The following is an 8,709-nucleotide window of genomic DNA, read 5'->3' on the forward strand; positions in this document are numbered from 1 at the left end:
AACCGGCGTATCGATGCCGTAGTAATCGGAAAATTTGATTGGCGGTGAGGCCAGTCGGAAGTGAACTTCCTTCGCACCAGCATCCCTGATCATCTGAACGATCTTTACGCTGGTGGTACCGCGCACGAGGCTATCATCCACCAGCACAACGCGCTTGCCTTCAATTTGCGCTCTGTTGGCAGAGTGTTTCAATTTAACACCAAGCGTACGGATCTGCTGTGTTGGCTCAATAAACGTGCGGCCCACATAGTGGTTGCGGATGATGCCAAGCTCAAACGGAACACCGCTTTCGGCTGCAAAACCAAGAGCTGCAGGAACACCAGAATCTGGTACCGGAACGATCACATCCGCTTCTACGGCACTTTCCTGCGCCAGCACACGTCCAAAACGCTTACGAACGTCATAAACGGAATGACCGTTCAAAACACTGTCCGGGCGGGAGAAGTAGATGTACTCAAAGATATCTGGGCGGGAAGGGCGCTTGCCGAATGGGAAGTAGCTTTCGATACCACCTGGTGTACAAACAACAACCTCACCGTTCTCAACTTCACGAATGAACTTCGCGCCGATGATATCCAGTGCACAAGTTTCACTCGCAAAAATCGGTGCACCATTCAGATCACCAAGAACCAATGGGCGAATTCCATAAGGGTCACGCGCACCAATCAGCTTTTTACGGGTCAGTGCGACAAGAGAGTAAGCACCTTCCATCTGGCTAATGGCCTCGATGAAGCGATCTACGATCTTTTTCTCGCGAGAACGGGCAACCAGCTGCAGAACCACTTCACTGTCAGATGTAGACTGGCAAATCGCACCGTCCTTGATCAACTGACGGCGTACGGTCATCGCATTGGTAAAGTTGCCGTTATGACAGATTGCAATCCCGCCACCATCAAGCTCAGCAAACAGCGGCTGCACATTGCGCAGTGCAGCTTCACCAGTGGTGGAGTAGCGCACATGGCCGATTGCGTACGGACCCTTCAGGTTGTCGATGGTTTCCTGTTGAGTGAAATGATCACCCACAAGACCCATATGACGTTCTGAACGGAACTGATCGCCATCAAATGTCACAATGCCTGCAGCTTCCTGTCCGCGGTGTTGAAGCGCATGAAGCCCCAGAGCCGTCAGTGCTGCTGCATCATCATGTCCAAGAATGCCAAAAACACCGCATTCCTCGTGCAGGGTATCGCCGTCAAAATCTGCCTGTAGCTCTTTCAAAGCGGCAGAATTGTTTGATACGCCACTGCTCATGGCATCACTCCTTGGTTCTTACTTGGGCCAAATATCAAAATTAAGCTTAGTTCCGGCCTTCGCCGGAGGCCGTCAGCTGGTCCAGTCCGCGCCGCTCACTTGGGGAGTAACGGGCTTCTTCATCACTGGATGCGCCTGTTGCAGAGCCGGTCGTGCCGCCCTGCTTACGAATCTGGTCCATAATTGCGCGTTCAGGATCTTCCGGCAGTGCGGCAACCAAACTTTGACCACTGGTCACCAGCAGGTGTCTGGATTTAGCATCCATGATCCAGTTTGGTTGGCGTGGCTCTGGTACAAACCAGTTAAAGAACAGCAGCGCAACGACAACAAGAAGGAAGCCGCGGGCTGCGCCAAAGACAAAACCGAGAGTTCTGTCGAGCGCGCCAATTCGGCTGTCCAGCACGAAGTCTGAAATGCGCATGGTGATGTAGCTCACCACGATTAATGTCACGAGGAAGACAGCACCTGCAGCAATGGCAGTTGCCAGTGTGTCATTGGTTACGTGCTGCAACACAAATGGTTTCAGGCTGCCATAAAAAAGATAGGCGGCGACTGCTGCTGCGACCCATGATGCAATAGAAAGCACCTCACGCACGAACCCGCGAATCATAGCAAGAACGCCAGAGATCAGCATGATAACCAGTAGAATTCCGTCTAAGAGTGTGATCGGCATCTGTCGACACAAGTCCCTTGTTTGACTGGCAGGCAAACCAACAAAAATGCCTGCCGGTTAAAATCAGCCTAGGTTAAACCCTTAAGCGTTTTCCATTTTCTGTGCACTGGCAACAATATTTGCTACCAGATCTCCCAGCTCCTCAAGTCCTTTAACGTGACCGAGAGCATTGGAGCCTTCTTTCATATTCCCGTCGGCGATAACCGCCTGACCGAATCCAAGCTTCTGAGCTTCCTTTAATCGGGAAGCTGCCTGAGCAACTGGTCGAACTGCACCAGACAGACTGATTTCGCCGAAATAGACGCATTCGAGGGGAAGAGCAACCCCACTAAGCGATGAGATTAAAGCTGCCGCAACGGCGAGGTCAGCTCCTGGCTCATTAATTCTCAGTCCACCAGCGACATTCAGATAAACGTCATGTTGCGCAAACTTAACACCGCAGCGTGCTTCAAGCACGGCCAAAATCATAGAAAGGCGCGCGCTGTCCCACCCGATCACCGCTCGGCGTGGTGTGCCAAGGGGGGAGGGTGCAACAAGTGCTTGCATTTCGACCAGCAAAGGCCGCGTACCTTCTATCCCGGCAAACACGGCTGAACCTGGAGCAGTTGCGCTTCGTTCACTAAGGAACATAGCACTGGGATTCTTTACTTCTCGTAGCCCCATGTCGGACATCTCGAAGACGCCAATTTCATCCGTCGGGCCAAAGCGGTTCTTCACGGCACGCAAAATGCGATACTGATGTGCGTTATCACCTTCAAAATAAAGCACAGCATCAACCATGTGCTCTACAACGCGTGGACCAGCGATCTGGCCGTCTTTCGTCACATGACCAACAAGAACAACCGTTGTTCCGGTTTTCTTGGCAAAGCGGACCAGAGCCTGCGCAGAAGCTCGAACCTGCGTTACTGTTCCTGGCGGAGAATCGGCCATCTCGGTCCACAGCGTCTGGATACTGTCCAGGATCACAAGATGAGCGCGTTCATCACCCTTCTTGGCTTCCAGAGTGGCAAGAATGTCTTCCACGCTTGTCTCGGCAGCCAATTGAACCGGAGCATCGCGCAAACCAAGACGCTCTGCACGCAACCGCACCTGATCCACCGCTTCCTCGCCAGAGATGTAAACGATGTTGTGTCCTTGATAGGCAAGATGTGCGCTGGCTTGCGTCAGCAGGGTGGATTTGCCGATACCGGGATCGCCGCCTACCAGCAGAGCAGAACCTTTTACAAAGCCGCCGCCAGTCACACGGTCCAGCTCGGCCACACCTGTGATAATTCTCGGAGCGTCTTTGGTTTCACCCGAAAGTCCAACCAGTGGAACAACACGTCCCTTGGAGCGCGAAGCGGTCTTGGGCCCGGCTCCGATGCCGCTGGCCTCTTGCTCTTCCTGAATTGTGTTCCATTCACCGCAAGATTCGCAGCGGCCTGCCCATTTGAGTGTGGTTGCCCCACAAGACTGACAGACAAATGAAAGGGAGCGTTTCGCCATATCGAATTCAGGTTCCTGCCAGTGTTTAGCTCGCTAGCGTTTATAGTGGCGTGTATAGCGTGCTCCAAGGCTACACAGCAATTCATATGGGATGGTTTGAGCAAAGTTTGCCAATTCATCCACGTTTACATGTGCGCCCATAATCTCAACCGGAGCACCGCGTGACAGATGTTTCTCGGGAATATCCGTCACATCAACTGCAATCATATCCATGGAGACACGGCCAAAGATGGGAGCAAAATGCCCGCCGATATAAACCCGTGCGCCGTCAGGCTGGTCGTCAGAGCTGCCAACCAGTCGGTGCAAACCATCCGCATAACCTGCATTTATGGTTGCAATCCGGCTTTTTCGCGGTGTTACACGGGAAGCCCCGTAACCCACAGGATCGCCAGTGGGAACTTCACGCAAACTGATGATTTCCGCCAGTACATGTGCAACTGGAAGCATCGGGTTGCTGTCGTCAGGAACTGGGTTTCCTCCATAAAGCGCAATGCCTGGGCGAACCATGTCGAAGTGGTAATCAGCTCCCAGGAAAATACCGGCAGAGTTGCTCAAGGATTTGCGGGCGCCCGGAAACAACTCACAAACCCGCTGGAAACGATCCAGTTGCTTTGCGTTGAGCTCGTGGTCAGGCGTATCGGCGCAAGCAAGATGGCTCATGATCAGATCGATCTTGATGTCCTTAAGGAAATGAGGCGACTCACCAGTCTTCAGCGCGTCTTCAATAGACATGCCCAGACGATGCATGCCTGTATCAAAGTGTAAAGCCGCAGACAGTTCTTCATCCAGGCCTTGCGCAAAAGCAGACCATTCAGTTGCTTCCTCAAGACTGTTTAAGACCGGTTTGAGATTGAAATCGTAATAGAATTTCTCACGGCCACGAAAGAGGCCATTCAGCACATAGATTTCTGCGTGTGGCAGTTCTTTGCGCAGGTCGATACCTTCTTCAGGAAGCGCAACAAAGAAGACACGGGCTCCGGTGTGATAAAGTGTTTTGCCAACTTCTGTAGCACCAGTCCCATAACCATTGGCCTTGAGTACCACAGCGCAGGTACAGCCATCACCCACCTTGCCATTCAAATAACACCAGTTCGAGCGTAGAGCGGTAAGGTCGATGGTTAGCTTTGCAGCACCGCCAGCAGAATGAGCTGCGCGGGCAGATGTAGGAGCGGCAGAATGTGTCACGCGATTGCCCTCAGATTCTTTGAATGCGCAATAACCTACAAAAAATATCTGAATTTAAAAAGAAAGACCCGGAGCACTACACAACTGATGTGCGTTACCCCGGGCCAATCGCTAATTCAGTAGGATAAACCAGCCTTACTCCATAATTCTGTCAGGAATATGGGCGTCGTCTGCCAGATCGGAGAAGCGAGTGAACTCGCCCTGGAACTGCAGATCAACAATGCCAGTTGGACCGTGACGCTGCTTGGCGATAATGACTTCCGCCTTGCCGCGCAACTGCTCCATCTTGCTACTCCATTCTTCATATTCTGGAGTGCCTTCAGGCGGTTCTTTTTTGCCCATGTAATACTCTTCACGATACACAAACATGATCACATCCGCATCCTGCTCGATCGAGCCGGATTCACGAAGGTCAGACATCTGTGGTCGTTTGTCGTCACGGTTTTCAACCTGACGAGAGAGCTGGGACAGCGCGATGATCGGAACATTAAGTTCCTTCGCCAGCGCTTTAAGGTTGGTGGTGATCTCAGTAATTTCCTGAACACGGTTGCCCTGATTCTTGGAGGAACCAGATAGCAGCTGAATATAGTCGACCACGATCATATCCAGCCCCTTTTGTCTCTTCAGCCGCCGGGCTTTGGAAACGAGGGACGCGATGGAAATACCACCTGTTTGGTCCACATGAAGTGGAACGTGTTGCATATGCTGTGTCGCCGCTACCAGCTTCTCAAATTCAATCTCGTTGATGTCGCCGCGGCGAATCTTGGAGGAAGAAATCTCTGTCTGCTCGGAAATAATACGAGTAGCCAGCTGTTCGGCACTCATTTCCAATGAGAAGAAGCCAACAACGCCGCCATTTACAGTCCGAACAGTGCCATCTGGCATCTCTTCAGTCTGATAATTTTCAGCAATGTTATAAGCGATGTTTGTAACCAGCGACGTTTTACCCATCGCAGGACGACCAGCCAAAACGACCAAATCCGAAGACTGCAAGCCACCCATGAGTTTGTCCAGGTCACGCAAACCTGTTGAAACACCGGAAAGGGCGCCTTCACGCTGAAAGGCCGCTGCAGCCATCTCAATAGTTTCGGTCAGTGCACTGCCAAAGTCCTGAAAACCACCATCAGACCGGCCAGTCTCCGCCAGTTCAAATAAACGACGCTCAGCATCGTCAATCTGAGAGGACGGTGGCATGTCGATTGGCGCGTCATAGGCAATGTTCACCATGTCTTCGCCAATGGTGATCAGGTTACGGCGAGTCGCCAGATCGTAAATGGTCTTGCCGTAGTCTTCTGCGTTGATCACAGAAGTTGCATCACCTGCAAGACGCAGCAGATACTGAGTTGCAGACAGGTCTGCAATCTTCTCATCTGCCGGGAAAAACGTTTTGAGCGTAATAGGCGAGGCAATCTTGCCTGCCTTAATCAACGCTCCGCATTTGTCATAGATATCCTTGTGGGGAGCTAAGAAAAAATGGCGCGCTTCTAAAAACTCCGAGACACGATAATAGGTCTCGTTGTTTACCATAATGGCACCAAGAAGCTGGCGCTCTGCCTCGGCATTATGCGGGACCACTCTCATGGTCTCACTAGCCTTCTCTAATTTTTGGACTGTGCCCTTCATTCCGCCCCTCGTGCCGCTTGGCAACTTGGTTACAGCTTTAAGGCGGGTAGGAAAAGGGGGCCTTCGCACCTTAAGCCCAGTTCTTTAACAAAATTAAATCAGCGGGGAAAATTGCAGGTTGCCAATTGACAGTCGCTACTCTCTAGACGCGAGAAAAGCTTAGAATAATTGTTTAAAATCAGCCGTATTCAGGGATTTTCGCCCCAACTACAATTATTAACAAACTCTTTTTTGAGGAATAGAATCAGCGGGGCCTTTGCCGATTCTGCCAAGATCAGTGCATAAAAAAAGGCAGAGTCGGAGACCCTGCCTTTTTCATCGAAAAGTGAAGAAAAATTATTCTTCGGTTTCTTTTTCTTCGCCTTCAGCTTCTTCTTCGTCAGAAGCTTCTTCAGCGTTTTCTTCGCCGTCTTCCAGCTCTTCGTCTTCGTCGAGATCTTCGTCGAATTCAAAGTTGTCTTCTTCACGGCCTGTGAGGTCTTCGCCTGCTGCCTGACGGTTAGCTTCGTCTTCAGAACGAGCAACGTTAACAGAGATTTCAACTTCAACTTCAGGGTGAAGAACGATGGATACGTCGTGCAGACCAATGGTCTTGATTGGCGCGCGCAGGGAAACCTGGGAGCGAACAACGCTGAAGCCTGCTTCGGTCAGTTCACCAGCGATATCGCGGGTAGCAACAGAACCGTAGAGCTGACCAGTTTCGCCAGCAGCGCGGATAACAACGATGCTTGCGCCAGCCAGCTTTGTGCCAACTGCTTCAGCTTCAGTTTTACGCTCAAGGTTACGAGCTTCAAGCTGTACACGTTCGCTTTCAAAGCGCTCAAGGTTAGCTTTGTTTGCACGAAGTGCCTTGCCCTGAGGCAGCAGGAAGTTACGTGCGTAACCGTCTTTAACAGCTACGGTTTCGCCCATCTGGCCAAGTTTAGCCACACGCTCAAGAAGGATAACTTTCATGGAATATCTCCTTTGCTGTCCTGCGGAAAGTGTGATCCGCAGTTAGAGAGAGCTTCTCGCTGACGCGATCAATCTCTCAACCGTGATCCCGACACGTCGGGATCATGAAAAAGGTCAGGGTGCAAAACACCCTGACCCAATAACCAAGACTTACTTGATTACGAAAGGCAGCAGGCCGAGGAAACGAGCGCGTTTGATGGCACGAGCCAGTTCACGCTGTTTCTTCGCAGATACTGCGGTAATACGGGAAGGAACGATCTTGCCGCGCTCAGAGATGTAGCGCTGCAGAAGACGGATGTCCTTGTAGTCAATCTTCGGAGCGTTCGCACCGGAGAATGGGCAGGTCTTACGACGACGGAAGAAAGGACGACGTCCTGCGGAAGAAGATTCAGCCATTTTCAATTACTCCGCTGCAGGTGCTTCAGGACGACGATCAGGGCGTGGGCCACGATCACCGCGATCGCCACGGTCCGGACGTGGACCACGATCGTTACGGTCACCACGACGACGGTCGTCGCGATCACGCTTCTGCATCATAGCGGACTGTTCTTCGTCCAGCTCTTCTACACGGATGGTCATGAAACGAAGAATGTCTTCGCTCAGGCCCATCTGACGTTCCATTTCAGCAACAGCCGCGTGTGGAGCATCTACATTCATCAGAGTGTAGTGAGCCTTACGGTTCTTGTTGATACGGTAAGTCAGAGTACGCAGACCCCAAGTTTCGATTTTGCCGACTTTGCCGCCGTTTTCTTCGAGAACAGTTTTGAACTGTTCAACGAGGGCTTCAACCTGCTGAGTAGAAATGTCCTGACGAGCCAGGAACACGTGCTCATAGAGCGCCATGTGGATTGCCTTTCTGAGTTAAACAATTCCGGTATTGGCGCAAAGCCCCTTCGAACGGCCCTCAGAAAAAGGCCCAGAAGATGTTTACACAAGAGCGGAGACACGGGAAGACGGATATCTTTCAACTCCTACAACCCCAAAGGGCTGCCTTCCTTTAAGCCTCCGGCCTAATACCGGAAACGAGATGGGCTTTATAGCCAATCCCCTACAAAAGACAAGTACTATCGGGGAAAAAGACCTTTTTTCCAGATGCAGTCTTGACATTGCGCGTGCAAGGCGGCTCATGTCGCCCCGATGAATACGCAGGCAACCAAGGTTTTCCTTGGGTTTCTTGAAGGTGCAAGCGGCTGACCAATAGGGCATCTGCAGTGCTACTAATTTTGGCGGCGGTCATAATTTGCACGTATTTGGTGAATTTATAGCCGCCCCATCTTGGAATACAAAGTGGACCACCCACATTTGAGGCGATTGGCCCACATTGACGCAATATAGAGTGCGACGGAGCTATTTATAAATGACTATTGCATTTACATTTCCCGGACAGGGCAGCCAGACGGTAGGAATGGGTAAAGAACTTGCCGACACGTTCCCGGAAGCGCGCGCTGTATTTGAGGAAGTTGATGCAGCTCTCGGTCAGTCTCTGACCAAGATCATGTGGGAAGGTCCGGCAGACGAGCTGACCCTCACTGCAAACA

The 8,709-nt window shown here is 51.5% G+C and carries 8 protein-coding genes and 1 pseudogene; 1 reads left to right on the plus strand and 8 read right to left on the minus strand.

Annotated features, from left to right (window positions below; translation table 11 throughout):
* From purF to rpsF, 8 genes are all read right to left on the minus strand, one after another.
* The coding region (gene purF / locus PPL9_RS01270) for an amidophosphoribosyltransferase (RefSeq protein ID WP_208989090.1) at positions 1-1,251 on the minus strand (1,251 nt) is incomplete at its 3' end.
* Positions 1,252-1,297: 46 nt separating this feature from the next.
* Entirely contained in the window at positions 1,298-1,924 is a 627-nt protein-coding gene (locus PPL9_RS01275) for a CvpA family protein (protein ID WP_057460948.1), read from the minus strand.
* Between the two features lie 81 nt (positions 1,925-2,005).
* The gene (gene radA / locus PPL9_RS01280) at positions 2,006-3,409 is read right to left on the minus strand and encodes a DNA repair protein RadA (RefSeq protein WP_057460949.1); all 1,404 of its coding nucleotides are present in this window, start codon (positions 3,407-3,409) and stop codon (positions 2,006-2,008) included.
* A 33-nt stretch (positions 3,410-3,442) separates the two neighbouring features.
* The gene (gene alr / locus PPL9_RS01285) at positions 3,443-4,594 is read right to left on the minus strand and encodes an alanine racemase (protein ID WP_057460950.1); all 1,152 of its coding nucleotides are present in this window, start codon (positions 4,592-4,594) and stop codon (positions 3,443-3,445) included.
* Between the two features lie 135 nt (positions 4,595-4,729).
* Positions 4,730-6,217 carry a replicative DNA helicase gene (locus PPL9_RS01290; protein ID WP_057460951.1) on the minus strand — a complete coding sequence of 496 codons (1,488 nt, stop codon included), beginning with the start codon at positions 6,215-6,217 and terminating at the stop codon, positions 4,730-4,732.
* A 336-nt stretch (positions 6,218-6,553) separates the two neighbouring features.
* A complete protein-coding gene (rplI, locus tag PPL9_RS01295) occupies positions 6,554-7,171 on the minus strand; it encodes a 50S ribosomal protein L9 (protein ID WP_057460952.1) in 618 nt (205 codons plus the stop codon).
* Positions 7,172-7,321: 150 nt separating this feature from the next.
* Positions 7,322-7,567: a 30S ribosomal protein S18 gene (gene rpsR / locus PPL9_RS01300; RefSeq protein ID WP_008552033.1), complete on the minus strand. Its 246-nt coding sequence runs from the start codon at positions 7,565-7,567 to the stop codon at positions 7,322-7,324.
* A 6-nt stretch (positions 7,568-7,573) separates the two neighbouring features.
* Complete coding sequence (gene rpsF / locus PPL9_RS01305) at positions 7,574-8,014, minus strand: 30S ribosomal protein S6 (RefSeq protein ID WP_057460953.1); 441 nt, start codon at positions 8,012-8,014, stop codon at positions 7,574-7,576.
* A gap of 514 nt (positions 8,015-8,528) precedes the next feature.
* Here rpsF and PPL9_RS31840 point away from each other — a divergent pair.
* Positions 8,529-8,709, plus strand: a pseudogene (locus PPL9_RS31840) (ACP S-malonyltransferase); the annotation flags it as partial.

The sequence above is a fragment of the Pseudovibrio sp. POLY-S9 genome, from assembly GCF_001431305.1.
Taxonomy (GTDB): domain Bacteria; phylum Pseudomonadota; class Alphaproteobacteria; order Rhizobiales; family Stappiaceae; genus Pseudovibrio.